The 25,565-nt window shown below is 45.5% G+C and carries 26 protein-coding genes; 9 read left to right on the plus strand and 17 right to left on the minus strand.

The window, feature by feature from the left end; genetic code table 11:
• Positions 1–18: 18 nt before the first annotated feature.
• Genes V7O63_RS01605 through nifS form a run of 4 tightly spaced genes read right to left on the minus strand, consistent with a single transcriptional unit; the run spans position 19 to position 3,168 of the window.
• The gene (locus V7O63_RS01605) at positions 19–1,242 is read right to left on the minus strand and encodes an Nre family DNA repair protein (RefSeq protein WP_340819547.1); all 1,224 of its coding nucleotides are present in this window, start codon (positions 1,240–1,242) and stop codon (positions 19–21) included.
• Entirely contained in the window at positions 1,239–1,601 is a 363-nt protein-coding gene (locus tag V7O63_RS01610) for a helix-turn-helix domain-containing protein (protein ID WP_340819549.1), read from the minus strand. Before V7O63_RS01610 ends, V7O63_RS01605 begins: the two co-directional genes overlap by 4 nt.
• Positions 1,602–1,618: 17 nt before the next feature.
• Complete coding sequence (locus tag V7O63_RS01615) at positions 1,619–1,987, minus strand: iron-sulfur cluster assembly scaffold protein (RefSeq protein ID WP_340819551.1); 369 nt, start codon at positions 1,985–1,987, stop codon at positions 1,619–1,621.
• A 23-nt stretch (positions 1,988–2,010) separates the two neighbouring features.
• Positions 2,011–3,168, minus strand: coding sequence for a cysteine desulfurase NifS (nifS, locus tag V7O63_RS01620; protein WP_340819553.1), 1,158 nt, complete (start codon positions 3,166–3,168; stop codon positions 2,011–2,013).
• Positions 3,169–3,607: 439 nt separating this feature from the next.
• Between nifS and V7O63_RS01625 the strand changes: the two genes are divergently transcribed.
• The gene (locus tag V7O63_RS01625; protein ID WP_340819555.1) at positions 3,608–4,402 is read left to right on the plus strand and encodes a tryptophan-rich sensory protein; all 795 of its coding nucleotides are present in this window, start codon (positions 3,608–3,610) and stop codon (positions 4,400–4,402) included.
• Between the two features lie 199 nt (positions 4,403–4,601).
• Here V7O63_RS01625 and yciH read toward each other — a convergent pair whose 3' ends face one another.
• Complete coding sequence (gene yciH / locus V7O63_RS01630; RefSeq protein WP_091935029.1) at positions 4,602–4,910, minus strand: stress response translation initiation inhibitor YciH; 309 nt, start codon at positions 4,908–4,910, stop codon at positions 4,602–4,604.
• Between the two features lie 84 nt (positions 4,911–4,994).
• Between yciH and V7O63_RS01635 the strand changes: the two genes are divergently transcribed.
• On the plus strand, positions 4,995–5,354 hold the full coding sequence (locus tag V7O63_RS01635; RefSeq protein WP_340819562.1) for a DUF192 domain-containing protein: 360 nt from the start codon (positions 4,995–4,997) through the stop codon (positions 5,352–5,354).
• A 187-nt stretch (positions 5,355–5,541) separates the two neighbouring features.
• Positions 5,542–7,689 (plus strand): phosphoribosylformylglycinamidine synthase subunit PurL, encoded by a 2,148-nt coding sequence (purL, locus tag V7O63_RS01640; protein WP_340819564.1) that lies wholly within the window; start codon positions 5,542–5,544, stop codon positions 7,687–7,689.
• Positions 7,690–7,751: 62 nt separating this feature from the next.
• On the opposite strand, the gene V7O63_RS01645 is transcribed toward purL, so the two are convergent.
• Positions 7,752–8,402, minus strand: coding sequence for a flavodoxin family protein (locus tag V7O63_RS01645; RefSeq protein WP_340819566.1), 651 nt, complete (start codon positions 8,400–8,402; stop codon positions 7,752–7,754).
• Between the two features lie 149 nt (positions 8,403–8,551).
• Positions 8,552–8,764 (minus strand): TRAM domain-containing protein, encoded by a 213-nt coding sequence (locus V7O63_RS01650; RefSeq protein WP_340819568.1) that lies wholly within the window; start codon positions 8,762–8,764, stop codon positions 8,552–8,554.
• A gap of 287 nt (positions 8,765–9,051) precedes the next feature.
• Here V7O63_RS01650 and V7O63_RS01655 point away from each other — a divergent pair, with 287 nt between their 5' ends.
• Both V7O63_RS01655 and V7O63_RS01660 read left to right on the plus strand, forming a co-directional pair.
• Positions 9,052–11,289 carry a CDC48 family AAA ATPase gene (locus V7O63_RS01655; protein WP_340819570.1) on the plus strand — a complete coding sequence of 746 codons (2,238 nt, stop codon included), beginning with the start codon at positions 9,052–9,054 and terminating at the stop codon, positions 11,287–11,289.
• A gap of 48 nt (positions 11,290–11,337) precedes the next feature.
• Complete coding sequence (locus V7O63_RS01660) at positions 11,338–11,613, plus strand: PRC-barrel domain-containing protein (RefSeq protein WP_340820866.1); 276 nt, start codon at positions 11,338–11,340, stop codon at positions 11,611–11,613.
• A 73-nt stretch (positions 11,614–11,686) separates the two neighbouring features.
• Here the strand turns inward: V7O63_RS01660 and V7O63_RS01665 are convergent, their stop codons facing one another.
• Both V7O63_RS01665 and radA read right to left on the minus strand, forming a co-directional pair.
• Positions 11,687–12,367 carry a phosphoglycolate phosphatase gene (locus V7O63_RS01665; protein ID WP_340819571.1) on the minus strand — a complete coding sequence of 227 codons (681 nt, stop codon included), beginning with the start codon at positions 12,365–12,367 and terminating at the stop codon, positions 11,687–11,689.
• 111 nt (positions 12,368–12,478) lie between these two features.
• Positions 12,479–13,456, minus strand: a complete 978-nt coding sequence (gene radA / locus V7O63_RS01670; protein ID WP_340819573.1) for a DNA repair and recombination protein RadA — start codon at positions 13,454–13,456, stop codon at positions 12,479–12,481.
• A 160-nt stretch (positions 13,457–13,616) separates the two neighbouring features.
• Here radA and V7O63_RS01675 point away from each other — a divergent pair, with 160 nt between their 5' ends.
• Genes V7O63_RS01675 through V7O63_RS01685 form a run of 3 tightly spaced genes read left to right on the plus strand, consistent with a single transcriptional unit; the run spans position 13,617 to position 15,287 of the window.
• Positions 13,617–14,087 (plus strand): phosphopantetheine adenylyltransferase, encoded by a 471-nt coding sequence (locus V7O63_RS01675; protein WP_340819575.1) that lies wholly within the window; start codon positions 13,617–13,619, stop codon positions 14,085–14,087.
• Positions 14,088–14,118: 31 nt separating this feature from the next.
• Positions 14,119–14,451 (plus strand): hypothetical protein, encoded by a 333-nt coding sequence (locus tag V7O63_RS01680; RefSeq protein ID WP_340819577.1) that lies wholly within the window; start codon positions 14,119–14,121, stop codon positions 14,449–14,451.
• Complete coding sequence (locus V7O63_RS01685; protein ID WP_340819579.1) at positions 14,451–15,287, plus strand: deoxyribonuclease IV; 837 nt, start codon at positions 14,451–14,453, stop codon at positions 15,285–15,287. Before V7O63_RS01680 ends, V7O63_RS01685 begins: the two co-directional genes overlap by 1 nt.
• Positions 15,288–15,297: 10 nt before the next feature.
• Here V7O63_RS01685 and V7O63_RS01690 read toward each other — a convergent pair whose 3' ends face one another.
• The 8 genes from V7O63_RS01690 to mutL form a co-directional block, all read right to left on the minus strand.
• Positions 15,298–15,984 (minus strand): sulfite exporter TauE/SafE family protein, encoded by a 687-nt coding sequence (locus V7O63_RS01690; RefSeq protein WP_340819581.1) that lies wholly within the window; start codon positions 15,982–15,984, stop codon positions 15,298–15,300.
• 888 nt (positions 15,985–16,872) lie between these two features.
• Positions 16,873–18,198 (minus strand): ATP-binding cassette domain-containing protein, encoded by a 1,326-nt coding sequence (locus V7O63_RS01695; protein WP_340819582.1) that lies wholly within the window; start codon positions 18,196–18,198, stop codon positions 16,873–16,875.
• Between the two features lie 9 nt (positions 18,199–18,207).
• The gene (gene cbiQ / locus V7O63_RS01700) at positions 18,208–18,990 is read right to left on the minus strand and encodes a cobalt ECF transporter T component CbiQ (RefSeq protein WP_340819584.1); all 783 of its coding nucleotides are present in this window, start codon (positions 18,988–18,990) and stop codon (positions 18,208–18,210) included.
• Between the two features lie 258 nt (positions 18,991–19,248).
• Positions 19,249–19,542 (minus strand): energy-coupling factor ABC transporter substrate-binding protein, encoded by a 294-nt coding sequence (locus tag V7O63_RS01705; protein WP_340819586.1) that lies wholly within the window; start codon positions 19,540–19,542, stop codon positions 19,249–19,251.
• Positions 19,539–20,234 (minus strand): energy-coupling factor ABC transporter permease, encoded by a 696-nt coding sequence (locus tag V7O63_RS01710; protein WP_340819588.1) that lies wholly within the window; start codon positions 20,232–20,234, stop codon positions 19,539–19,541. Before V7O63_RS01710 ends, V7O63_RS01705 begins: the two co-directional genes overlap by 4 nt.
• A gap of 298 nt (positions 20,235–20,532) precedes the next feature.
• A complete protein-coding gene (locus V7O63_RS01715) occupies positions 20,533–21,114 on the minus strand; it encodes a cobalt-precorrin-7 (C(5))-methyltransferase (protein WP_340819590.1) in 582 nt (193 codons plus the stop codon).
• 2 nt (positions 21,115–21,116) lie between these two features.
• On the minus strand, positions 21,117–22,127 hold the full coding sequence (locus V7O63_RS01720) for a cobalt-precorrin-5B (C(1))-methyltransferase (protein ID WP_340819591.1): 1,011 nt from the start codon (positions 22,125–22,127) through the stop codon (positions 21,117–21,119).
• Between the two features lie 41 nt (positions 22,128–22,168).
• A complete protein-coding gene (gene mutL, locus V7O63_RS01725; protein WP_340819593.1) occupies positions 22,169–24,196 on the minus strand; it encodes a DNA mismatch repair endonuclease MutL in 2,028 nt (675 codons plus the stop codon).
• A gap of 167 nt (positions 24,197–24,363) precedes the next feature.
• Between mutL and V7O63_RS01730 the strand changes: the two genes are divergently transcribed.
• Positions 24,364–25,551 carry a multidrug effflux MFS transporter gene (locus V7O63_RS01730; RefSeq protein WP_340819595.1) on the plus strand — a complete coding sequence of 396 codons (1,188 nt, stop codon included), beginning with the start codon at positions 24,364–24,366 and terminating at the stop codon, positions 25,549–25,551.
• Positions 25,552–25,565 lie beyond the last annotated feature (14 nt).

Here is a 25,565-nt window from a genome sequence, read left to right on the forward strand (position 1 = left end):
AGAAGTATATAGTTATATTTAGAAGAATGAGTCAAGCGTTCTCTGGAAGCGGACATCCGGCAACATAGCTGCCTTTTCCATCCATTCTGCAGATGGGGTCTTTAAACGGGCGGAGATATCTGCCAGTGCCTTCTCAACGGACTCGAACTTTTCCGGTTCACTTTTACAGGCTTCCCTGACACCTTCCCTGACCACCCATACACCAAGGGGAGCCCAGTATTCAGGCCGGATCTCCCTCACCATGAACACAGTTGCCTGCCTGCGTATGGAGTGGAGATATTCAAGGGCGCCAAGCCTGGCTGCATAATAACCTCCGGCAAGGTTGGAGTATTTCCTTTTCCCGCCAAAATCTTCATGATCGGCTTCGATCCAGGTGCTTCCTCCAGACCAGACCGTGCGTGGCATCCAGACCTCTATAAGCTCGAATGAGAACATCCGGGGAATAAGGACGATCTCGAAGTGATTGCCGAATACACCGCCACTGAGAACAGTTACCTCACTGATCTGCGGATAGTCCCTTATTCCAGGGAGAAGGTCCTTGCCAACCATATCATCGACCGCTGTTATGGACCAGCGGGTGGGAACAAGCTTTCTTTCCTGACCCAGAAGCCCAATGGAAAGAAGACGGGATATATGCTCTGCAGGGATATTGCTATCCCACAGTTCGGATATCACATCCTTTGCAAGGGCATCCTCATCATAGACCAGGTAATCCACTTTCTTAGGCACGGTCGGATTCTCTGTAATATCGAACTTCTTCAGGTCACCTGATGGACCCATGGGAGTGAGGACATTATCGAACTTTAGCTTGTTAGTGATAGGTTTGTTGAACCAGGCTTCAGTATCCACTGGTTTCTTTGAAAGTGCCAGCTCCTGTGACCTTTCGATAAGCGGATTGTCAGGAGTGCGGGCTTTCTTAACATTGATACCGGTATTTGCCCTCACAAGCTGCGAACGGGAAGAGATCACGTCCTGTATGTTCATTTTCAGAAGGGCTTTGGGATCCTCAAGCTGCATTGCCTCATCCCCGGCAAGCTGCGGTGGTATCATGGGCCCTGCCCTGACATCAGGATAATTGTACCTGCCCACGAATACAGATGGAGGCGATGCTCCGAAGATGGATGTCTCTCCTGAAGAGGACGGAACAACAGACTCAATAGACTTGAATTTTTCCAGAATAGGGCAGCGTGGTCTTCCACAAAGACCTTTGCCCTTACATTTGATGCAGAGACTCGGGCTCAATTGTCCTCGTCATCTCCACAAAGAATACAATATCCGGCATCCGGTTCATTCTTGTTGAGCCAGCCGGAACGCTGGACGAACTTGCAGATATTGCACATACCTGCAACCTGCTCCCTTGAATTCATTCCTTCAATGAGCCTTGAAGCAAAATTATGGATCTCATGCTGGGCATCACCGGAGAAATCGACATCAGCTCCACGTTTATCGTTGAGATATTGAGATACCGCCGCCCTTGAGAGTTCAAGGATATCAGCAACTTCCTGCTGGTTCTTCCCATGCTCTTTTATCATATCCCTTGCAAGCTCTGCACGAATAGCAGGGAGTACCCGCTGAACCATTATCTCACACGTCGTTTTCACTGGAGATCACCTTGTTATCATTTATTCTTTTTTTGATAGTCCTCGATCGCCAGTTTAAGGGCATCAAGGGCAAAACCCGAGCACCTGTCCTTTCCTTCCGGAAGGCCACCAAGTGCTTCAAGTACATCTTCATTTGCAAGTTCAAGAGCTTCATCGACCTTCTTTCCCTTTGCAAGCCTTGTTACTGCGCTTGATGTGGAAATAGCAACAACGCAACCGAATGTCCTGAACTTCACATCCTCTATAACATCATCCTTCACCTTTATAGAGATGTTTATTATGTCACCGTCAACGGTACTTCCTATCTCACCCACTCCGTCAGCATCCTTGATCTCGCCTACGTTATGTGGGTTACTGAACTCCTCGATCACTTGTTTTGAATACATATCTACTATACTCCTCTACCCTATTATGAATTTGAAAGTGGGGACATTGCCCTCAGTTTCAGCACGATATCCTTCAGGCTCTCAACAACATAGTCTATATCCTCCATGCTGTTCTCCCTTCCAAGGCTTATCCTCAGGGAACCATGTATATAATCATCCTCCAGCTCAAGGGAACTGAGAACATGGGATGCTTTCAGGGACTTTGAGGAACATGCCGAACCTGTTGATACGGCAATGCCTTTCATATCCAGCATCATCAGCATGGACTCGCCTTCCACGTACTTGAAGCTCAGGTTCACGTTGTTCGGAAGACGCTTCGCAGGATGTCCGTTCAGGCGGACATCGGGGAGAGCATCGAAAACACGGCCTATGAGAGAATCACGCATTTCATGCATGTGCTTTGCATCGGCTTCACGACGTTCATGTGCAAGGGACATTGCTTTTCCAAGACCTACTATACCGGGAATGTTCTCTGTACCGGAGCGCAGTCCTTTCTCATGATTGCCACCAAAGACTATCGGTTCGATAGCCGTGCCCTTGCGTACATACAACGCTCCGGCACCTTTGGGACCATGTATCTTATGAGAGGAAATGGAAAGCATATCCACACCAAGGTCATCCACATTGACAGGGACCTTGCCCACTGTCTGCACCGCATCGGTATGGAAACAGATGTTATGTTCCTTTGCTATCTGTGCGATATCCTCTATAGGCTGGATAGTGCCTACTTCATTATTTGCATGCATCACACTGATAAGTACAGTATCATCGCGGATCGAATCCTTCAATACCTGAAGGTCGACTATCCCATCCCCATCAACCGGGACATAAGTAACATCATGACCAAGTTCCTCAAGGTGAGCACATGTATTGAGAACTGCAGGATGCTCGATGACCGATGTTATAATGTGTTTCTTTCCGGCGTTATGAGGTACAACCCCCCTTATGGCAAGGTTGTCAGATTCAGTTCCACCGGATGTGAAGATGATCTCTTCTGGAGAAGCTCCAATGGCCTCTGCAACCTGTTCACGTGCTCTTGTCAGAGCCTCTGCAGCTTCCATGCCGAAAGAGTGGAGACTGGACGAATTACCGAACATCTCGCTAAAATAAGGTAGCATGGCATCCACTACCAGGGAGTCCACAGGAGTGGTTGCACTATGGTCCATATAGATACGCTTCATAGACTATATTAAGAGAGGACGTTCAATAAATAAATATAGGTCTTACAGTAGATTTGCACTTATTCCCTAACGGGAAATACATGCAAAATTAAGATTCAGGAGCCTGTGCACTTATAAATGCATCCGATCGTTCACTTATTTTAGGACCCTGTGGTCAGATATGCCAGATATCCATGTGCATAGTTAGGATCGCTTCCCGAAATGCTACTGATAGATATTTCATACGAGTTGCGGCATGAAATACTGGATGGAGAAGAGAGTTAAGAGATCAAAGACCACGCAGACATTTGGAATATTCAATGATATTTGAGTCACATTATGATCATGTGAATGGATCTGTTCGATCCAACACAAAATAACTGCTCAAAGCTGAACTTTTCTATAGAACCATTAGTTTTACTATCAAAGTTGAGTATAATTGATAATAAGAGGAAACGACATGGAAAGAAAGCATAGAATCACAATGATCAGGATTGTCGTGCTAATTACTTTTTTGTCCATGATCACCGTCAATGCGCTGGCCAATATCCTCCCGATCAACGGTATAACCACTGGTCAGGTCTCAGATTCTTATCCGAATCTTTTTGCTCCGGCAGGACTGACTTTTGCAATTTGGGGAATCATATATTTTTTGTTAGGAGGATATACACTATACCAGCTTGGAATCCTTCAAGGAAACGCAAATGATGTAAAGCCCGACCTATTGAATAATATTGGAATTATATTTTCTATTTCTTCTATTGCCAATGCGGCCTGGATATTCTCATGGCATTATGAACTGATCCCATTATCTATGATCATGATGGTTGTGATCCTTGTTTGCCTGATCCTTATTGATCAGGTGATAAACAATGAACAACTTTCCAAAAGAGACTATTTGTTTATCAGGCTTCCATTTAGCGTATATTTTGGATGGATCACAGTGGCAACGATCGCTAATGCTACTGTACTTCTTGTCAGTTCAGGCTGGAAAGGATATGGACTGGCAGAGGAGACATGGGCTGTTATGATCATTGTTGTTGGATTCATTATCGGAACCACAACAATGCTAAAGAACAGAGATGTTGCATATGGACTTGTTATTGTTTGGGCTTATGCAGGGATACTACTGAAGCATGTTTCACCTGAAGGTTTTGGCGGACAATATTTTGCAGTTATCGTCACCACATCTGTTTGCATATTGTTATTGCTTGTTGCCAGCATGTATCTTGTGATCTCAAAAAGAGAAAGTTAATACACAATATTTGGACTCTGTAGAGAGACACTATATGATATCCATAGGAGCGGAATACAAAAGAGTATGATCAAAAGTCTCCGTCTATAAGAGCAAACAAAAATAAATATCCTTCAGCACAGCCGCTGAAGAACAGGATGTAAGCAGAATACCTCTGCAGGAAGATGTGTGGGAGTCCCACACATGATAAGAAATAGGTTTAGTCCTTGATCTGGTCCGGTGAAAATCCTTTTTGAATAAGAACATCTTTCATACGGCTCAGGTGATTACCCTGCAATTCCACAGAACTGCCTTTTACGGTTCCACCGCATGCGAATTTAGACTTCAGATATGTAGATAGTTCGTGAAGATCGATCTCGTGGGCATCAAAACCCTCTACGACTGTCACTTCTTTACCATATCTTCTTCTATTCACTTTTACTACAATTCTTTGCTGTTCCTTTGCCACTTCTTCGCATATACAAAGCTCTCTTGGCAAGCCGCAGACCGAACACATTTCAGAACTCATCTTGTGGTATTTCCTCCGACATTATTATCTATTTTAAACACTCCATATGCATTTAACTAAATAGATGAATAGAGTAAAACTTCGATGATATTAATATCTAATGGTAAAGAGATAGCAACGGACGTTGATTTTGCATGCAACCTGCTCAGCCAGGCGAAGGGACTTATGTTCAGCAGAAGGATATCTAAGGACTATGCACTGGTCTTTGTCATGAAAAAGACTCAGAAAGTCTCATTACATATGCTCTTTGTAACATACCCGATCGATGTCATATTCCTTGACGAGCAAAAGAGGGTCATCAGGACGGACAGCCTGAAGCCCTGGATAGGCAGTAGCTCCAGCAGGGAGAAGGTCAAGTACATAATTGAAATGTCCCACGGAAAGAACCGGAAGATGAACATCAAAGAAGGGGACCTCTTCGAATTTGATAATCGATGTCAGTGAACTGTATACCTTGTGTGGACGAACCCATCCTTTCATATTATCCACATCTACCTTAAAACCTGTTCAAAGAAATGTTTATTACATCCCGCGTTCTTTAAAGCCCTGACAGGACTATTACTATATATACTGATCAATTAACCAATTCAATATCCAGAATCTAATAACCGAATTAACCTGAGGCACATGAATGTTACCTGAAGAGGACTTAAAGATCATAACTGAGAAAATGGGAAGGGAACCAAATCTTGTAGAACAGGGTTGTTTCCTGAACCTGTGGAGTGAGCACTGCTCATACCGCTCAAGTGCACCATTACTTAAGACATTTACAACTACCGGAGACAAGGTCATAATAGGTCCCGGTGACGACGCAGCGATCATCAGTTTCGGCAATGGATGGGTGCTTGCCGTGGGTATGGAAAGCCACAACCACCCCTCATATGTGGACCCATACAACGGTTCAGCAACCGGTGTTGGAGGTATCGTGCGTGACATCATCTCCATGGGAGCCAGACCCATAGCACTTATGGACCCTCTCTACTTCGGACCTCTTGACAACCCGAAGAACCTCTATCTTTTCGAACATATCATCGAGGGTATCGCAGGATACGGCAATTGTATAGGAGTTCCTGTAGTACGTGGTGAGGCTTACTTTGACAGTTCATACAGCGGAAACCCACTGGTCAACGTTGTTGCTGTCGGTCTTGCACGTGAGAAGGACGTTGTTACAGCATGTGCACAGAAGGCAGGTAACAAGCTCGTGCTCATGGGATCCACAACAGGAAGGGACGGACTTGGCGGAGCATCCTTCGCGTCAAGGGACCTCTCAGAGGACTCCGAAGCAGAGGACAGGCCAAGTATCCAGATCGGTGATCCGTTCACAGAGAAGCTCCTTATCGAAGCTACACTTGAAGCGATCGGTAAAGGCTATGTGAAGTCATGCAGGGACCTTGGTGCAGCCGGACTTGCAGGTGCAAGTTCAGAGATGGCATCCAAAGGTGACCTGGGAATGAGGATCATCGCTGATAATGTGGTCCTTCGTGAGACCGGAATGACACCTTACGAGATACTTATCGCAGAATCACAGGAACGTATGCTCCTTGAAGTAGAACCGGAGAATGTCGATGCTGTCCTTGATATCGCAAAGAAGTACGACCTCAACGGCAGCATGATAGGAGAGCTCACCGAGGAACTGAACTACACAGTAGAGTTCAAGGGCGAGGTTGCTGCAGATATACCAGTAAAACTACTCACAGAAGGAGCACCAACATTCGAGCGTCCTTCAACTGCACCTGAAGAGAGGGACATCGGCGAGAAACCGGAACTTCCTTCAGACATGAAGAAGGCAGTGCTCGATGTACTTTCCTCACACAACGTGGCATCAAAGAGATGGATCTACAGGCAGTACGACCATGAAGTTCAGGTACGCACTGTAAGAAAACCGGGCGATGATGCAGGTATACTTCGCATCGACGGAAATGAGGGAATAGCACTCTCCTGCGGATGCAATCCAAGACACACACTCCTTGACCCATATGCAGGCGGAAAGGGAACAGTCATCGAGAATGCCATGAATCTCGCGGTCAAGGGAGCACGCGGACTTGCGATCGTGGATTGTCTTAACTTCGGAAATCCGGAGAGACCTGACATATACTGGCAGTTCAAACATGCAATTCTCGGACTCGGTGATGCTTCAAGGGACCTGACAATACCAGTAGTAGGTGGAAACGTATCACTATACAATGAGAGTGGCGAGTTCAAGACAGCTATCGCACCAACTCCATCCATCGGACTTGTAGGTCATATAGAGGATGTTAACAAGGCACCAGCCGGAGTGTTCATACAGGACGGCGACACCATCATCCTCATAGGTGCAACATCTGACGAACTTGGTGGCTCTGAATACTACAACATCATCGGAAAGGAAATGGACGGAAAGGCTCCACAGCCACCGGAGAATGTTGTAAAGGTGATCGACACGCTCATCGACCTTGCAAAGAGTGGAAAGCTCACTGCATCCCATGACGTATCAGTCGGTGGAATTGCTGCCGCGATCAGTGAGATGTGCGAGAACTACGGTGCTGACATCGACCTGAGCAACATCGCAGAAGGCTTAAGGGCAGATGATGTCCTGTTCTCCGAATCCTATGCAAGGGCACTGGTAGCAACATCCGAGCCTGATGCAGTAAAAGAGATGCTCAAGGATGTACCATACACAGTAATAGGTACTACAGGTGGAAATGTCCTGAACATCCAGACAGGCGATTCTAAGATCGAGCTGACACTTGAAGAGATAGAAGAAGCAAGGGACAGTTTAATGGCATTGATGATGGAATAACCATCATCACATTACTTTTTTTTATTAGTATATTTTAGTTTTAACCTTACTTTAGAGCGTCATTAATCGCTTTCCTTCACAGCGTCCTCATAAAGCTTGTTTATGTTAGTTGGGATAGGATTATCCTTCAGAAGTTTTGCAAAGAATGCAAGGTTGTTGACCATATACCTGATGGTCTTATTGGTGTAGAGATGCCTCTCGCCTCCGGCATCGATATAACTCGGACCCGGACCTGCCGGACCTACCCAGTAGCTATCAACGTTCGGTGGCACGGTGCAGCCCAGATGGGTCAGATTGAACAATGTATTGGCAGCAATGTTGTGAGCTCCATCCTCATTGCCGGTGATAACAACACCAGCTACCTTTCCATATAGGGGGAACTGGCCGGTCTCCTTATCATATTCCTCATAGGTACCATCCAGTCTTTCGAGTACCAGTTGTGTTACTGAGGAACGTACACCGAACCATATTGGTGAACCTATTATGAGAATGTCACATGCCTTGATCTTTTCCAGTATCAAAGGCCATTGGTCGCCTTCGCCCTCATCGGAGGAAACACCGAACTTAACGTTATAGTCCGTTACCCTCACGACCTCGCTTTCAACCCCAAGCTCCTCAAAAAGTTTAACCGCTTTGTCAATAAGGACCCTGGTGTTAGAGATCTCAGGCGAATACTTCAAAGTACAGTTCAAAAATAATGCTTTTAACCCCATACAAAAAGATGGATCTGCAACACATAAAAAGATATCTTAGGTCAGAAGATAGGATGAGAACACTATAACTCGCAGGAACGATCAAAGTAATAGAAATGAAACAAAAAAGAGTTTGGAAGAATGGTCACAATGAACCATTCTTTGAAGAATTACTCTTCCTTCTCTCCAAAAGCAAATTTACGCAATACTCTTGTGATCTTGATGTTCACGGTGTCGCCGACCTGAGTTCCAGGCACGAAGATGACAAAACCCTCTACTCTGGCAATTCCGTCTCCTTCTCTTGCAATATCCTCGATCGTTACTTCGTAGGTCTCTCCAACATCTACAGGAGCTGTTGATTCTCTGTCATTGTTGTTAAACAAAATAATGCACGTCCTTTAATTAAACTTAAGATCCAAAACCATAATGAAAAACATCAAGATAAAATCCACTAATATGAATCCCAGAATAGCACCGAATCTTACATCGATTAGTACACATAGCAGATATTTAAATCTTCTCAGCAGATCATAAGCGACCCGATAAAATGGATAACTGAAAAGAATGCGGAGACCATATCTTATTTATTCTTTAGAATAAAATAGGTAGATATAAATTACAGTCATACTCTAACGTACTGTTTGCTAATAATGACCAGAGGGATGAAAATATGGATGAAGTACAGATCAAAGTAGAAAAGGCGCACCCTAATGATTTTGGCAGGGGTATTATCCGCCTGGACCCCACGACCCTCCTGAGCCTGCAGCTCTCACCCGGTGATATAGTCGAAATAGAAGGGAAAAGAAAGACTGCTGCCAAGGTATGGAGAGCTGAAAGACAGGACTGGGGACAGGGAATTGTCAGGATAGACGGTTTCATAAGGCAGAACGCAGGTGTGGGCATCGGTGAAAGGATCACCGTCAGGAAGGCAGAGGTCGTGACTGCCACAAAGGTCATACTGGCACCACCTGAAGGGGTGACAATGGAATATGGCGATCACATCAGCGAGATCATCAAGCGTAATATAATGAAGCGTCCCCTTGTTGAAGGAGACATAATACCTATCATCAGTTCAATGACACAGCCCATGACATCACAGGGCGGTGGACAGGCAATCCCGCTTATCGCTGTGGAAACTGAGCCACAGGATGAAGAGATACTCATTATCGGAGAGTTCACAGAGATAGAACTTCGCCAGAAGCCTGTCCGTGGCTATGACGGAGCCACCAGAGGTGTGACATACGAGGATATCGGCGGACTTGGTACTGAGATACAGCGTGTCAGGGAGATGATCGAACTTCCACTGAGACACCCCGAGCTATTCCAGAGACTGAACATCGAACCTCCAAAGGGTGTTATACTCTATGGACCACCAGGAACTGGAAAGACACTTATCGCAAAGGCAGTTGCCAATGAATCCAGAGCTAATTTCCTCTACATCGCAGGACCCGAGATAATGGGCAAATATTACGGGGAGAGCGAGGAACGCATTCGTAAGATCTTCGAGGAGGCAGAGGATGATGCACCTTCTATCATATTCATAGACGAGATCGACTCGATCGCACCAAAGAGAGAGAACGTCACCGGAGAGGTAGAGCGCAGGGTCGTTGCCCAGTTGCTCACCATGCTGGATGGGCTTGAGGAAAGGGGACAGGTCGTCGTAATCGGTGCCACTAACCGTGTGGATGCCATCGACCCTGCACTTCGCAGACCAGGAAGGTTCGACAGGGAGATAGAGATAGGCGTACCTGATACAGAGGACCGTCTTGAGATCCTCCAGATCCATACAAGAGGTGTCCCGCTTGCAGATGATGTGGATGAGGATTATCTGGATCATATCGCAAAACACACACAGGCTTTTGTGGGTGCCGATCTCCTTGCACTTGTACAGGAAGGTGCAATGCGTTCCCTGAGGCGTGCATTGCCTGATATCAACCTGGAGGAGGAGGACATCCCACAGGAGATCCTTGATAACATCACAGTATGCAGGGACGACTTCGAGAACGCGCTTCGTGAGATCGAGCCTTCTGCAATGAGAGAGGTGCTTGTAGAGGTACCTGATGTGAAATGGAAGGATGTCGGAGGAGTTGACAAGGCCAAGCAGGAGATCAAGGAAGCTGTTGAATGGCCGCTCACAAGACCTGACAGGTTCATCAGCATGGGTATCAAACCACCTAAAGGAGTACTGCTCTTCGGACCGCCGGGCACTGGTAAGACACTCATCGCACAGGCAGTTGCCAATGAATCCAATGCCAATTTCATCAGTGTAAAAGGACCACAGATGCTGTCCAAATGGGTAGGAGAATCCGAGAAGGCCATCAGGGAGACATTCAAGAAAGCAAGACAGGTGGCTCCATGTATCGTGTTCTTCGACGAGATAGACTCGATCGCGCCAATGAGGAGTGCCGGGTCGGATGATTCCAAAGTATCCGAGAGGGTTGTCAACCAGCTATTGACAGAGCTTGATGGTCTTGAACCACTGAAAGAGATAGTTGTGGTCGCCGCAACCAACCGACCTGACATAATCGACCCCGCGCTTTTGAGGTCCGGAAGGTTTGACAGGATGGTACTGGTAGGTCAATCCACCTATGCAGGCAGGAAGGAGATCTTCAAGATACATGCAAGGAACATACCTCTTGCCGATGATGTGACAATAGACGAGCTTGCATCCATGACGGAAGGATTCGTCGGAGCTGACATTGAAGCAGTGTGCAGAGAAGCAGTAATGCTCTCTTTGAGAGATGATTTCGACGCAGAGAAAGTTACCATGAAGTATTTCAGGGATGCTTTGAACAAGGTAAGACCAACATTGTCCGAGAACCTGATAGAATACTATGAGAAGATACAGGCACAGTTCAAGGGCGGCATCAAGAAAGAAGAAGCAAGTTCTTATATAGGATACAGATAAATATATGAAAAATTTAGATGTGATTTTTATACATAGGGGCGAATGAAAATGGCAAACGTCTTTGCAAAGAACCTTTCGAGCAAACAGGTAATGGCAACTGATGGAACAGAGATCGGCATTCTGTTCAACATCGTAATGGACATCAGGACCGGAGACCTTATCGACCTGATAGTTAAACCGGACATGAGTCTTGATACATCAAAGTACAAGATCGATGAGCAGTATATCCTGTTACCCTTCGAATCTGTCAGGGCTATCAAGGACTACATAGTCGTTGATAAGAACATAGCAAGAGGAATGGGCACTGAGCCCGTCAATATCTGAATAACAGACTGCAAAGCGCATACCTGCCTTTGCGGCTCTGCACTCTTTTTTTACACCCGGCACTAAGCTGCCATCATATCAGGTCGTTAGATAGAAGGAAATCTATAGCTTCAGCGGTGCCATCGCCATATGTAGCCTCACAGACATGGTCAGCGATATCTTTCAGGAAATCATCGGCATTACCTACAGCGATTGCGAAGCCTGCTTCCTGAAGCATCTCCAGGTCGTTCACTGAATCTCCAATTGCAACGAAATCCGATGTTTCAAGTCCCATCAGTTCTGCCATCTTCTGAAGACCTGTGCCCTTGTTGATCTTCCTGCTCTTTATATGGATGGCAAAGTGTGTATCAATTATCTCAACACCGGGGAAACGGTCAGCAAGGAGTTCCCTTGCCTCATTGATATCGAAGGTGCTTCTCAGGACGATCTCGGTCTTCCTGTGAACCGAATCCAGTTTTTCCATATCATACACGGTTGACAGAAACTCGTATGCTTCCTCACACTCATGGACAACGTCTGAGACTATAGGCTCGTTGTCAAATCCATCGACTATGACACCACCATTCTCGGCTATGATATTGCAGCATACACCGACAAGTTTTGACACTGCCTTTGCATAACACAGTACGTTCCCGGTTGCTATTATCACAGGAATATCCAGTGAGCGCAACTTTGCAGCAGCTTCAAGACTGAGCCTGCGGTCACTATGAGTTATAGTCCCATCAACGTCGATTGCAAGAGCCTTGTACTTCATATGCACTAGATGAAGAGAAATGGATAAAAGTGTTTTCAATACCGTATTTAAAGGTTAAAAAGAGAGGAAGAGATCCCCATATGGAGATCCCTGTTGTAAAAGAATAAAATATCACGGATCACGCAGACCAGGAGTGGTCACGGAAATTATCGCTTCACCGTCCGGAAGGTTCGGAGAGTCTACCAGTTTGACTATTCTCTTGTCGCCCTTGGATTTACGCAGGTAAAGCCTGAACGTTGCGGTGTGCCCTACAATATGACCACCGATAGGTTTTGTGGGATCCCCGAAGAAAGCATCAGGCTTTGACATTACCTGATTCGTGACTACAACAGAAGCATTGTAGAGGTCACCACATTTCTGAAGGCCATGCAGGTGTTTGTTGAGTTTCTGCTGCCTGTCTGCAAGTGTGCCTCTTCCTATATACTCCGCCCTGAAATGAGCTGTCAGGGAGTCAACGATGAAAAGCCTCACAGGCATCTCGCTGTCCTTGAGCTCGTTTGCAAGTTCCATTGCGGAATCCACCAGAAGGATCTGGTGATTGGAATTGTAAGCACGTGCCACATGTATGTGTTTCAGGAACTCTTCCGGATCGTATTCCTGACCGTATATCTCGGAAAGGCCTTCAACCATCTGTTTTATCCTTTCGGGCCTGAAGGTGTTCTCAGTATCTATTATGATCACAGAGCCACTTAGTCCGCCCTGTTCCTTTGGCAGTTGTACGTTCACAGCAAGCTGATGTGCAACCTGGGTCTTACCTGAGCCGAATTCACCATAGAGTTCAGTAATTGCCTGAGTGTCTATACCACCGCCCATCATCTCATCGAACTCGGTACAACCCGTGGTCAACTTGCCTACGAGCTTCCTGCGTTCCATCACCATATCACCCGTCTCAAACCCTCCGATATCGGCAGACTGTCGGGCTGCAAGGATTATCTTTGATGCGGTCGATTCACCAATTTCGGCTGCAGTTGCAAGTTCTGCCGGAGAGGAGACGGCAATTGCCTCAATGGTCGTGAACCCTGCATCTTTCAATTTCTGCGCGGTTGCCGGACCCACATGGTCCAGTTCTTCAAGTAACACTTCTGACATTTATCTTAACTCCTGGGTGCACATGTTTTCTTCTGGTGCACAATTCGATTACTAATTGGTCTCTGAGTATATATACCTGAATAGAGCGGGGTGAAAGTATTATTCCAGCATAAAACACCGGTACACAAGACTTATCACCGAACATACGTATTAGAGAACGATGCCCAGAGTAGTAGTAGGCGGAACATTCGAATGCCTTCATGACGGACACAGGGAACTCCTGCAAAAAGCATTCGGGCTTGCCGGAGACGGATCAGTGGATATCGGCCTGACATCCGATGAGATGGCAAACAAACGTCCACGCAATGTTCCTGACTATGAGACCCGAAAAGGAATGCTCATTGAGTATATCAATGAGATAATAGAAGCTCATGAATATGCCATCATAGAACTCTCAGACCCCTATGGCAAAACACTTACCGAGAACTACGACTACATTATTGTGTCCCCGGAAACATATCCTGTCGCCCTGAGGATCAACGAACTCAGGAAGGAGAAGGGACTCAGGGAAATAGATATCGTCAAAGTGGAATACGTACTTGCCGATGATGAAAGGCCGATCTCATCAACAAGAATAGTACAGGGCGAGATAGATATTCACGGACACCTGAAAGCCGGTCGTGGAACATAATTTTATAAACTATTTTTTACAACTTAGGTCCATGGGAAGAGTATTCAACGAAATGGACAATCAGATATTCAACAAGCTTGCACCTGAACTCAGCGGGAACACGATGTCCAATGCAGGACATAACTATCCTTTTATCCTCAGGCCAATATCCCACAAGATAGCAGAGGACGGAGTAGATTTCAGGAACAGGATGGAAAAACTGGATGCAGAGGAGATGGAATATCTTTTCCAGATGGCAATGGAAGGTAAAGAGGACATCAGGTCACTCGAAGAGGATGATGTTGACACGTTCCTCGAACTTGTCGAAGAGAAGCTTTCAACAGAGAAACTGAAAGAACTCAAAGCAAAATTAGGCATGGCATAATGAAGCCTGCAAAACTCCTTTTTGGTACCGCCGGCACACCCAAGAGCTCTAAGAAAAGGAACAGCATATCCGGCATCGAAAGAGTGAAGGAACTGGGACTTGACTGCATGGAACTTGAGTTCGTCCGTGGGGTCAAGATGGGCGAATCCACTGCAGGAGATGTTCTCAAAAAGTCCGAAAGAGAGGATATAGCCCTGAGCGTGCATGCTCCATATTATATCAACCTCAATTCCCTTGAGCCTGAAAAGGTCGATGCGAGCATAGAACGTATCCATAGGTCCTCACGGATCGGAAGCCTTTGCGGTGCAAGGAACATCGTATTCCATCCAGCCTATTACCAGAAAGATACACCTGAGAAGGTCTACGATAAAGTTTCCGGACTACTGAAAGAGCTCAGTTCCCGGTTGACCGACGAAGGAATAGAAGTGATACTCCGGCCCGAGACCACAGGTAAAGGAACCCAGTTCGGAAGTCTGCAGGAGAATGTCAGGCTTGGTGCTGAACTTGATAATGTGCTCCCATGCATTGATTTTGCTCACCTGCATGCAAGGAGCAACGGTGCTGAGAACAGTTATGATGAGTTCGCTTCCACGCTGGAATTCATGGAGAACGAACTTGGCAGGGAAGGACTGGATGATATGCACATGCATGTATCAGGCATCGAATACGGAGATAAGGGAGAAAGGAAACATCTTAACCTTGATGATTCGGACCTGCAATATGCAGAACTGATGCAGGCCCTGAAGGATTTCAAGGTCAAAGGACTCCTGATATGTGAGAGTCCCGATAATGAGGGCGATGCCCTCCTGCTGAAAAGAACATATGAGGGTCTGTAGACCCTCTCACTCATATATGAAGAACAGGTGCCGCATGCTCCAGGACCGGATGGAGCAATGTGAACAGACCTATTGCAACAATAACAGTACCACTCACAAGCGGAAGCTTGTTGATCCTCGTGCTGCTTACGTAGCTCTCAATGAAGCTTTTACTCTTGACGAATATAACTGACAGTGAAGTAATGGCTATTGCAAGACCTGCACTGAATATCAGTACATATATCAGGCCGTTGTAGACCTGGTTGTTCGCGATGCTGAACAGCAATACTGCAAGTGCTGCAGGACATGGAATAAGTCCTGTGGAAAGCCCTATGGCGATCACACCTTTTTTCGTATCTATGGCATGTTCGTGTGGACGATAGAATTTTCTCAGTATCCATACACCAACGGCTACTAGAATGACCCCTCCTACCACACTCATGATATCATGCGTCATATCGACATTCAGAGCTTCCACCAGATAGATGGATGCAACTCCCAGCGCCAGCACCACAACAACGTGAGATACGACAATTGTGATTCCCAGAGTAAGTGCATCTTTCATATCTGCATCCGTACCCATGACAAAAACTGCCATTATCGATTTTCCGTGACCGGGCTCAAGTGCATGCAATGCTCCCAGAAGGAAAGCCGAGATCACTATCAAAAAGCTAAGTTCCGAGGAAAGGGCTTCTGACCCCAGTGAAAGAATGTCCATGATGATATCTCCTTTAATCCCAATAACAAAGTGCAAATATGTGTTAGTTGTTGTTCGTAATACTAATTTGTAGTGAGTATATAAGTAAGTTATGAATAAATATGCTACTAAAACATTATTTCGTATTACTAGATTATTCAATAATACGCATCAAGCCACACAATTACAGAAAAATGAACAAATACATAATGATAAGTACGTTTATAGTATTAAGAAAATACACAATAATAGCAGGAAAAGTATGACACATAAGTGAAATTACACAAACAATGAAGATTTTGCAGATTCAAAAGATAAAACATACTAATAACATATATTTGAAGAATAAAGTAACATATTATGCGTTAGTCTTGCAGAAACAAATGCAAAATAGTGATCGAACTAAAGGCAACGATCCTGCCAGAATTTCAATTGATAATTTGACAGATATACTTCAAGATTTCAGCCGGGCAACTGCAATGCAGAGAAGTGTACAATTTGTGGTCACCCATCCGCCGTCACTTCAGAAAAAGACTCCAAGGTACCCATCTGTGACACAGAATACTTGGCAGACCCATCTTTATACTCCCGTAATACCAGATAAATAAGAAGGAATCATTATCTATTTAGAATATAGATATTATCAAATACTTTATTTTTATTTCACGGAAGAGTCCTTGATCTCCAGTCCAGAATTCACGCGGACGTTTAAATCACGGAGTTAGTCTGCTGAAACCGGAATAACTCGCTGCGCCCCATAATTCAAGATAATGGGCCTGAACATAGAAAAGAGTGTCTTGAACAGTCAAAAATGAGCATTGCCAGAGTAAACAAAGAATAAAAGGCCAGCGATCTGGCAATCAGCTTGCAGATGTACCGACCTCATCATTTCAAGCAATTTCCTGTGTATCATATATTTTTATCCTTATCCTTTGGATTCACAACAGACACTGAAATATCGATCCCACTTTTTTCCACATAACTACGGATCCTGCTAAGAGCATGGCAGACCATACCACCATGGGTCAATATCAGACATCTCTGCCCTGCAAGAGAATTAAGGATCGAGCGGTCAACAACTCCTGCATTCACGTCAAGATTGATCTCATCCTTTTCAGCAATTAACTTGCTCTTCTTACCCATGGCACCAATACTATCGATCTCATCCCGGCGTATTATCTCCAGAAGATCCTCTTTGGAATAGCGTTCCATATCATAGATACCTACAGAACCTGCCCTGTAGGGTTTTACATCCATGACCACAATCGCAAGTCCGTCATCATGAATATGAAGTACTTTCCCGTTTGCGGCTGCAAAGGAAGAATCCGGTGCATAATCCCCATACAGTACTCCAAGGTTGACGTAATCCCCTTCTTTGACCTCAGAGGACACTTTAGCCCACAACAATTGCTGCGAACGTAAGGAGTGCATCAGGTCAGGAATATCCCTGGGACAGCATTCTGGCTTTACAAGACCTCTTCTTTTGATCTCCTCATAGATCTCAAGAGTAGCAGGTCTTCGAAGATAAGCAGCCTTAAGGTTCTCACTTTCATTGAAGATCTTTTCAGGACTGCCTTCACTGATGATCTTGTGCTCATTCATCAGGAACACATGATCTGCCCATCCATATGCCAGATCTACGTCATGGGTGGATATTATGATGGTCTTGCCAAAGTAATTCAGTTCATTGAGAAGGTCCATTACCTCATCAGCACCCACAGGATCCAGATTTGCAAGAGGCTCATCCAGAATGATAACCTCAGGGTCCATTGCAACTATACCTGCAACTGCAACCCTCTTTTTCTGACCGCCACTCAGGTGATGGGGGGGTTTGTCCTTAAGATGGGTCAGGCCTACGTACTCAAGGGTCTTATTGGTAATGTCCTCAACCTTGTCCTTTGAATAACCAAGATTGGTCGGTCCGAAAGCTACATCCTGATAAATAGTAGGAGCAAATATCTGGTCATCGGAACTCTGGAAGACGATACCGACGTTCTTTCTTATTTCCCTCAGGGACTTTGAATCATATTTCATGGGTTTTCCATGGAAGAGGATCTCGCCCTTCTGAGGACGGTGAGTGCCGTTCATTGAGAGGAACAGCGTGGATTTTCCCGACCCGTTACGACCAACGAATGCTATCTTCTTACCTTTTTCAATAGTAACACTAATATCATCGAGGGCAAGAGTACCATCTGGATAGGAAAAACTAAGATTCTTTGTTTCTAATATAGCCATTTTCTCACCTCAAAGAACGGATGCACCCCTGGTAAAGTAAAAGGTCAGTATGACCAGCGTAAAGTAGACCAATGTCAATATGGCCTCGGGAAACTTAACAGGTCTCTTTTCTTCAAGAATTATCAACTTTCCATCGTAACAACGTGCGTTCATTGATACGAATATCTTCTCACCCTGCTCCCAGGACCTTATGAAGAGATTGGTACCCAGCATGACCATTGACCTGAAAGATGTCCTGAAATCCTTGTATCCGAGCCTTACCGACTGGGCGTACCTTACACCTATTGCCACATCAAGGAAGACAAAGATATAGCGATACATCATCATCGCTATCTCAAGGAAAGAGTCAGGAAGTCTTGTGGCCTTGAGGACCGAGAACAGCTCGATCATAGGAGTTGTAAGAGAAAGGAAGAACAGACATGACATACCCCCCAATGTCCTCGCCAGCACCAGCAGGGCCATATCAAGTCCTGCCTGGCTTACACCAAGAGTAAAGCCAAGAACATCAAAAGAGAACAATTTGGCACCTTCACCAAAGAAGAAAGCTATGATAACAGCACTAACAAGAACAAAGCCTGCCGGAGCACCCAATATCCTCAGGTAGAACGAGGCAGGAATCTTCCCAAAGTAGATGGTTGCAAAACTCATACAGATCGCTATGAGAAATGGGACCAGTGGGGAAAAGGAAGATACACCTACAAGAAGGCCAAAAGTCACTATTGCTATTTTTAACCAGTTGTTCTTGTACCTGAGTGGGCTCAGCACTGCATAGTCATCAAGTATATGTGCCATTTTTTAAACCTACAAATATAAAACAACTAAAATTGACGATAATAGTTGCTACCAGATGTGTAAGGAAATAAGATATAGAGCTTTATACATAAGTATTTCGTTTTTCAGTAAAAGATAACAGAAGCGTTAGTACTACGAAACACAAGTATCGTATCACTGAACATATAACTTTAAGATAATACTTCAAATAAAGAATAATTGATTGAAAAACAGATCAAAACAAAAAGGAGATGTGCTCCTCCAGGAGCACGGCAGGAATCAATTATTCTCGCCTTTTCCTCTATAGTAACCAATTGTGTAACCTATGATAATAGCACCAAATGCTGCCTGAAGTGCGAAGAGCAGACTCTCGGTCTCTCCACCAGGTGGTTCAAAGAGATACTTCTGGAACCATGGTTCTGCAGGTTCATAATCAGGATTCATCTCGGAAACAAGATCTCCTGCTGCACCGTCTGCACCACCGAACTCAGAATCGGGATTTGCTGCTACTCCATAAAAGAACTGTCCTGCAAAGAGCAGCACTACGATAGCGACAATATATTCCAGTTTCACTGCATTGCCTCCTTGAGTTTTGCAACCGCTGAAGTCGTAAGGACATCCAGATCCACAAGTACGTCACTCTTGATCTGAACCACATATTTCATGATCAGTGCTGTAAGAGCACCTTCAAGTATAGCAAGTGGCACCTGGGTTGTTGCAAAGATACCGGCAAATGCTGCAAAAGAGGCGATCACACCACCACTTGCCGAGGGGAATGCCAGCGCCAGTTGTAAAGATGTTATGACATATGTCACCCAGTCAGCAATAGCTGTTGCAAGGAAGACATTCAGATAGAAGTTCATACCAGCTTTGGATGCTGCCTTGTAGAACATATAAGCCACAAGAGGACCGATCACTGCCATGGATGCTGCATTTGCACCAAGGGTTGTTATACCTCCGTGTGCAAGGAAAACTGCCTGATAGATAAGTACTATCACACCAAGGACCGCTGTAATTGCCGGTCCGAAAAGGATAGCTGCCATTCCGGTACCGGTAGGATGAGAAGAACTTCCGGTAACAGAAGGAAGCTTCAATGAAGAAAGAACGAATATGAAAGCACCGGCAACTGCCAGTAAAGGAACAACCTCACGTCTTTCGCTGACAAGTTTGTTCAATTTATACATACCATACAATATCACAGGAATGGAGATTACAAACCATGCCTGCCACCAGGGAGAAGGAAGAAAACCTTCGAATATGTGCATTATTATCACCTTCCATTTTTATAACGATAATAAACTAATGTACCATCCATAATCAACTTAATTTGTTTTGGATACAGGATGTAATATGTTATGGTACATAAACATAACGATTTACAACAAGAGATAGTATTGTTATTCATAATGATAATAAACATACCACAATGCAAATATAAACATATATGTTTACAGAAACTAATGTCACCGTATCTGATTTTAAAAACCTGATATAACGCACCCAGGATGGAAGTCAAAATTAATGGTCTTATTATAAAAAAATAAAGTAAAATTGAGATAATAGCTACTTAACGACTACGATACAGTACATATCCGAATGATTTTCAGGTGGCTCTGCCACTGTACCACATACCGCACGTTCATGAGGATAACCGATATCCTCGTAAATGCAGATACGAGCATCAACGTCCATCTCCCGGAGAACTGCCGCAACTTCCTTAGGACCAAAACTACCTGCTGGCAGAAGGAAGATATTCTTACCAAGACCAATTTCCCTGATGAAAGCCTCCTTTGCAGGTGCAGGGTCCCGTCCATGGGCCGTGATCATAGCCAGAGTGGACATATCCACATGGAAGCGTGCACATGCAGCCTGTATGGATGACACACCTGTAACTACCCTATCCTTTTCCGTGGCGAACTTGCCAAGACCGGAGAACATAGGATCACCTGTGGAAAGTATGACAGCATCATCAGGCAAAAGATGGAGATTCTTGTAATCCTTAATTAAGTGCGCCTCGCATTTAATGAACTCCTCAGCGATCTCAATAGAGCGCTTTGAACCATAGACCACCGGAGCATTGCTTATTACCTCTATGGCTTCCAGGGTCAGCATCTTAGGCCCTACACCGACACCCACCACGATCATAATTATTCCCCGCTGTCCATCAGGACCGTACCGTCCCTGTCAACAACAACGATACGGGCACCTTTGCCCTTTTCCACAGCCATGTTGAATGCCTGCTTCAAGCGGTCGTTCTCAGGGTCAAGGTCCAGCATCTCGACAACGGTCGCATAGCCGCTGTCCTTCAGCATGTCAGGATTACCCCATTTAAGCACAAGCCCGGGAAGTCCGCAGATAACAACATCACCATGGGCCGAGTCAAGAGCCTCGGAGATACGACTTCCTGCAAGAACAACAGTATGGTCCGGGAAAAGCATGGTTGAATACCGTATACCTACCCTGCCGGTTGTGAGCACCACCTTATCAGAATGTCTGATGAGATCCCCTTTCATCTCACCCAGATGGTCATTCCATGGCTCCACAAATCCGGTGCTGCCAAGAATTGAGATACCATCGATGATACCGATACGGCTGTTCAGGGTCTCCTTAGCAGTTTCCTTACCCTTTGGAAGATAGATCGTAACCTCGGCACCTTTCAGCCCGAGCTCGTCCACAGCTTCCTGAATAGATTCCTTTATCTGCCCCATTGGTCCCGGATTGATCGCAGGATGGCCTTTCTTTGATTCAAGACCGCTTCGGGTGACGATACCTATTCCCTCACCCGCATAGATAGTGATCCCTTCTGCCTCTTTGGCATCTGCAACGAATTCAAGACCTCTTGTAATATCAGATTCGTGATCGTTATTGACCTTCACTGCAACAGCGTGTCCTTTACTGCCCTTCACATCCGATTCGGCTCGAAGCCCTACTGGGGTTGGCACAGATACATGTGTCACCTCGTCTGCAAGGGAAAGAACTGCTGCCTTTGCAGCCAGCGCTGCAGTTGTCCCGGTAGTATATCCCCTCTTCAGTACGGAACCATCGCTCAGAACCACAAGAGTTCCGTTCTTTATACCTTCCATAAGCTCTTCACGTGGCATTTTAGAGCGGTCCAGCCATTCTTCAGGGATCTTGGATTTGTTTACCGGGTCGATCATCTCAGGTCAATTGTAATTAATACTTTTAAAATCTACCGACTCTATCCGGTCCTCTTGAAGAGCTTCGCGAGCTCATCCATTGTGAAAGATATCATTGTTGGGCGACCATGCGGACAGGTGTACGGATTGTTACACTTCATCAACTGACGTATGAGTTCCTGCATCTGTGAGGTATTGCACACCGCGCCTGCCTTTATCGCTGCCCTGCATGCCATGGTGCTGCAAAGCAGGTCATACCTTTCAGTATCCTCCTTCACCCTTCCAACAGACAGCAGGTCCGAGATGATATCGTGGATAACATCAGTATCCTCCAGCTTCCCGAAGATGCTGGGAACCGTGGTCACAACATAACTCTTCGGACCAAACTCGGAAACAGAGAAACCCATCTCCTCCAGTTGCGGAATGAACTCCTCGATAATTGCTTTCTCTTTCTGGCTCAGGTCAAGAGTTACAGGAGTTATGAGTTCCTGCCAGCCAAGGTCCTGCATCCTGAGCACCTGCTCATACATAATACGTTCATGGGCAGCATGCTGGTCGATCAGCATAAGCTTGCCATCCATCTCACATATTATGTAAAGGTCGCCATATTGTCCAAATACCTTCACATCCGAAGGACTGAAAGAAGCATTGAGTTCCGGTACTTCATCCGATGTAACGTTCATCTGCAGCCTCTCACTTCTTTTCAGACGGCGCTGGGTGTCTTTTGCAGGATAATGATAAGATGCTTTTTCCTCTTTTATCACATCCTTCCTTGATGGCTCATCCGATGACCTGTCAGGAATTATGATGGGAGCAGTTGTTTCAGAATTAACAGCATTCGTGTCACCATCGGAAGATGAAGTAGAAGGGGTCGATCCATGTGACACAGATGACCCTTCACTACCTGATCCTACCGACCTTGGAACTTCTGCTGGCTCCGGAGGCTTCACTGGCCCTGCCGCTTTATAAGAATTTGATATTTCTGAGGAAGAAGGTGACATTTTAGTTTCACGAACATTCAGCTGTGACTGAACAGGAACATCCTTTTTATTCAACTGCACTTCCGGAACAAGAGAATCCCTTGCAAGGGCTTTCTCTACAGCCGATACTATCATGACGCTGATCTCTTTCTCGTGACTCAGTCTGACTTCCCTTTTAGCAGGATGGACATTCACATCGACGTTCTTCGGGTCTATTGTGAAATTCAGGAAGGCAGCCGGATAGCGTCCCTTCGGAAGCAGGGTATAGTAACCAAGCCTTACGGCGTTGCTTAATTGTTTTGAGAATATGGGCCTTCCATTGATAAGGAATACCTGGAGATCCTTTCCACTCCTTGTAAGTTCAGGTTTGGATATGTAACCTGAGATAGAGATCAGGTCAGAATCATATTCCAGGGGAACAAGGGAACGTGCAACATCGGCACCGTAAAGATGAACGATGCTATCAAGCATCTTAACGGATGCAGGTGACCTCAGTGTTACCTTTCCGTCAATCAGGAGGGTGAACGATACATCAGGATGTGCCAGACAGTTCCTTGTAACCACATCCACTATGTGTGCGATCTCCGTCCTTGCACTCTTGAGATACTTCTTCCTTGCAGGTGTTGTATAGAACAGATCCTCCACAAGTATACTGGTACCCACAGCAGTTCCTGCTGAAGTGATGTTCCTGATACCACTGCTGTCAACAACCACCTTCGTGCCTTCCAGTTCACCCTCCTGTCTGGTGACAAGCTCGACCTTCGCCACAGAGGCGATGGATGCCAGAGCCTCTCCCCTGAAACCCATTGTAAGTATGCTGTCAAGGTCCTCGATGGTGCTGATCTTACTGGTGGCATGTTTCTTGAACGCGAGGGAAGCATCCGTATGGCTCATTCCGACACCATTGTCAACAATTAGCATGCTTTTCGTGCCATACCCCCCTATTTCCACTCGAACATCAGTAGCACGAGCATCTATGGAATTCTCAATCAGTTCCTTGACCACAGATGCGGGGCGCTCTATGACCTCTCCTGCTGCTATTTTATTGATAGTGGACTCATCCAGCAATCTTATTCTGGAACCTCTGATATCGCATGCTTCATCCGTCATATTTCACTTCCTGTCCACGATAAGTATATTTATGAACTCCAATCCATCAGGACAAAAATATCTGCTTGTTAGTATTTTTGTGTTTGCATTCCATAGTAACAATAGATACCCAACATAATTATATCCGGTTGTACCGTTAGAGGCAACATAAAATTGGAAGGTTCATGATGCCAGGTTCTGTAAAAATTAAGAATATAGTACCCCTGTTAGCCCTTTTGACAGCCTTCCCTGCATTTTCCACCGACATGATACTACCCGCCATACCATCCCTTGCTATCCTCTGGGACCGACCTCTGGCAGTGGTAAATCTCATACTTATCGGTTTCTTCGTGACATATGGTTTCTCTCTGCTCTTCTACGGACCTGTATCAGACAGGTACGGACGTAAGAAACCCCTGATAGCCGGGATCATACTCTACATTTTTGCCAGTACACTCTGTGCAACGGCCAGCAATGTGACAGCACTTATTATCTTCCGAATACTGCAAGCTGCCGGGGCTGCTGCCAGCGCTTCCCTTTCCATGGCAATGACAAAGGACATCTTTGCAGGGAATGAAAGACAGCGTATACTCGCTTACATAGCAGTGATCATGGCACTGGCGCCCATGCTCGCCCCGATAGTCGGAGGATGGATACTGGCATACCTTACATGGCCCTGGATCTTCATCGCCCAGGGAGCCATGGGACTTATCGGCCTTCTTGGAGTCATCCGCACACCTGAAACATTAAAAGAACCATCAACAGCCCCAATATCAAAAGTAATGCATTCATACGGAGAACTGCTGCTAAACAGGAATTACATAATCATGGTCCTTGTCATGTCAGTAAGCCTTTTACCCCTGTACAGTTTTATTGCCGGCTCTTCAGCCCTGTATATCAACGGTTTTGGCATGACCGAGCAGACTTTCAGCTACTTCTTCGCTTTCAACGCCCTTGCACTCATGGCAGGATCGATATCATGCTTGAAACTGACAGACAGAATAAACCCGAAGCACCTGATGACTGGAGGATTTGCAGGACTATCTGTTGGAGCGGTCCTTATTCTCACAATCGGACATCACAGCCCATGGACTTTTGCACTACCAATGGCCCTTATAACATATTCCATAGGGATCAGCAGGCCGCCAAGCAACCATCTGGTACTGGAACAGGTCCATAAGGATGCAGGTGCTGCATCATCCCTGTTGATCTTCACATACTTCACCCTGGGAGCAGCTGGAATGTGGCTGGTATCACAGGAATGGATGGAACGAATGCAGATATTGGGAACAATAACATTGACCTGCGGAATTCTTGTCCTGATCGCATGGATGATACTACAAAAACAGGGACTTGGTTCAGAAAGCCACCACTAGAGATAGAGAACGAA

Origin of the sequence: Methanolobus sp. WCC4 (genome assembly GCF_038022665.1) — an archaeon.
GTDB lineage: Archaea > Halobacteriota > Methanosarcinia > Methanosarcinales > Methanosarcinaceae > Methanolobus.

Excerpts from the sequence above, each read along its gene's own strand:
- V7O63_RS01615 (WP_340819551.1), bottom strand. The coding sequence starts at position 1,987 with ATGTATTCAAAACAAGTGATCGAGGAGTTCAGTAACCCACATAACGTA.
- nifS (WP_340819553.1), bottom strand. The coding sequence starts at position 3,168 with ATGAAGCGTATCTATATGGACCATAGTGCAACCACTCCTGTGGACTCC.
- V7O63_RS01625 (WP_340819555.1), top strand. The coding sequence starts at position 3,608 with ATGGAAAGAAAGCATAGAATCACAATGATCAGGATTGTCGTGCTAATT.
- yciH (WP_091935029.1), bottom strand. The coding sequence starts at position 4,910 with ATGAGTTCTGAAATGTGTTCGGTCTGCGGCTTGCCAAGAGAGCTTTGT.
- V7O63_RS01635 (WP_340819562.1), top strand. The coding sequence starts at position 4,995 with ATGATATTAATATCTAATGGTAAAGAGATAGCAACGGACGTTGATTTT.
- purL (WP_340819564.1), top strand. The coding sequence starts at position 5,542 with ATGTTACCTGAAGAGGACTTAAAGATCATAACTGAGAAAATGGGAAGG.
- V7O63_RS01645 (WP_340819566.1), bottom strand. The coding sequence starts at position 8,402 with ATGGGGTTAAAAGCATTATTTTTGAACTGTACTTTGAAGTATTCGCCT.
- V7O63_RS01655 (WP_340819570.1), top strand. The coding sequence starts at position 9,052 with ATGGATGAAGTACAGATCAAAGTAGAAAAGGCGCACCCTAATGATTTT.
- V7O63_RS01660 (WP_340820866.1), top strand. The coding sequence starts at position 11,338 with ATGGCAAACGTCTTTGCAAAGAACCTTTCGAGCAAACAGGTAATGGCA.
- V7O63_RS01665 (WP_340819571.1), bottom strand. The coding sequence starts at position 12,367 with ATGAAGTACAAGGCTCTTGCAATCGACGTTGATGGGACTATAACTCAT.
- radA (WP_340819573.1), bottom strand. The coding sequence starts at position 13,456 with ATGTCAGAAGTGTTACTTGAAGAACTGGACCATGTGGGTCCGGCAACC.
- V7O63_RS01675 (WP_340819575.1), top strand. The coding sequence starts at position 13,617 with ATGCCCAGAGTAGTAGTAGGCGGAACATTCGAATGCCTTCATGACGGA.
- V7O63_RS01680 (WP_340819577.1), top strand. The coding sequence starts at position 14,119 with ATGGGAAGAGTATTCAACGAAATGGACAATCAGATATTCAACAAGCTT.
- V7O63_RS01685 (WP_340819579.1), top strand. The coding sequence starts at position 14,451 with ATGAAGCCTGCAAAACTCCTTTTTGGTACCGCCGGCACACCCAAGAGC.
- V7O63_RS01690 (WP_340819581.1), bottom strand. The coding sequence starts at position 15,984 with ATGGACATTCTTTCACTGGGGTCAGAAGCCCTTTCCTCGGAACTTAGC.
- V7O63_RS01695 (WP_340819582.1), bottom strand. The coding sequence starts at position 18,198 with ATGGCTATATTAGAAACAAAGAATCTTAGTTTTTCCTATCCAGATGGT.
- cbiQ (WP_340819584.1), bottom strand. The coding sequence starts at position 18,990 with ATGGCACATATACTTGATGACTATGCAGTGCTGAGCCCACTCAGGTAC.
- V7O63_RS01710 (WP_340819588.1), bottom strand. The coding sequence starts at position 20,234 with ATGCACATATTCGAAGGTTTTCTTCCTTCTCCCTGGTGGCAGGCATGG.
- V7O63_RS01715 (WP_340819590.1), bottom strand. The coding sequence starts at position 21,114 with ATGATCGTGGTGGGTGTCGGTGTAGGGCCTAAGATGCTGACCCTGGAA.
- V7O63_RS01720 (WP_340819591.1), bottom strand. The coding sequence starts at position 22,127 with ATGATCGACCCGGTAAACAAATCCAAGATCCCTGAAGAATGGCTGGAC.
- mutL (WP_340819593.1), bottom strand. The coding sequence starts at position 24,196 with ATGACGGATGAAGCATGCGATATCAGAGGTTCCAGAATAAGATTGCTG.
- V7O63_RS01730 (WP_340819595.1), top strand. The coding sequence starts at position 24,364 with ATGCCAGGTTCTGTAAAAATTAAGAATATAGTACCCCTGTTAGCCCTT.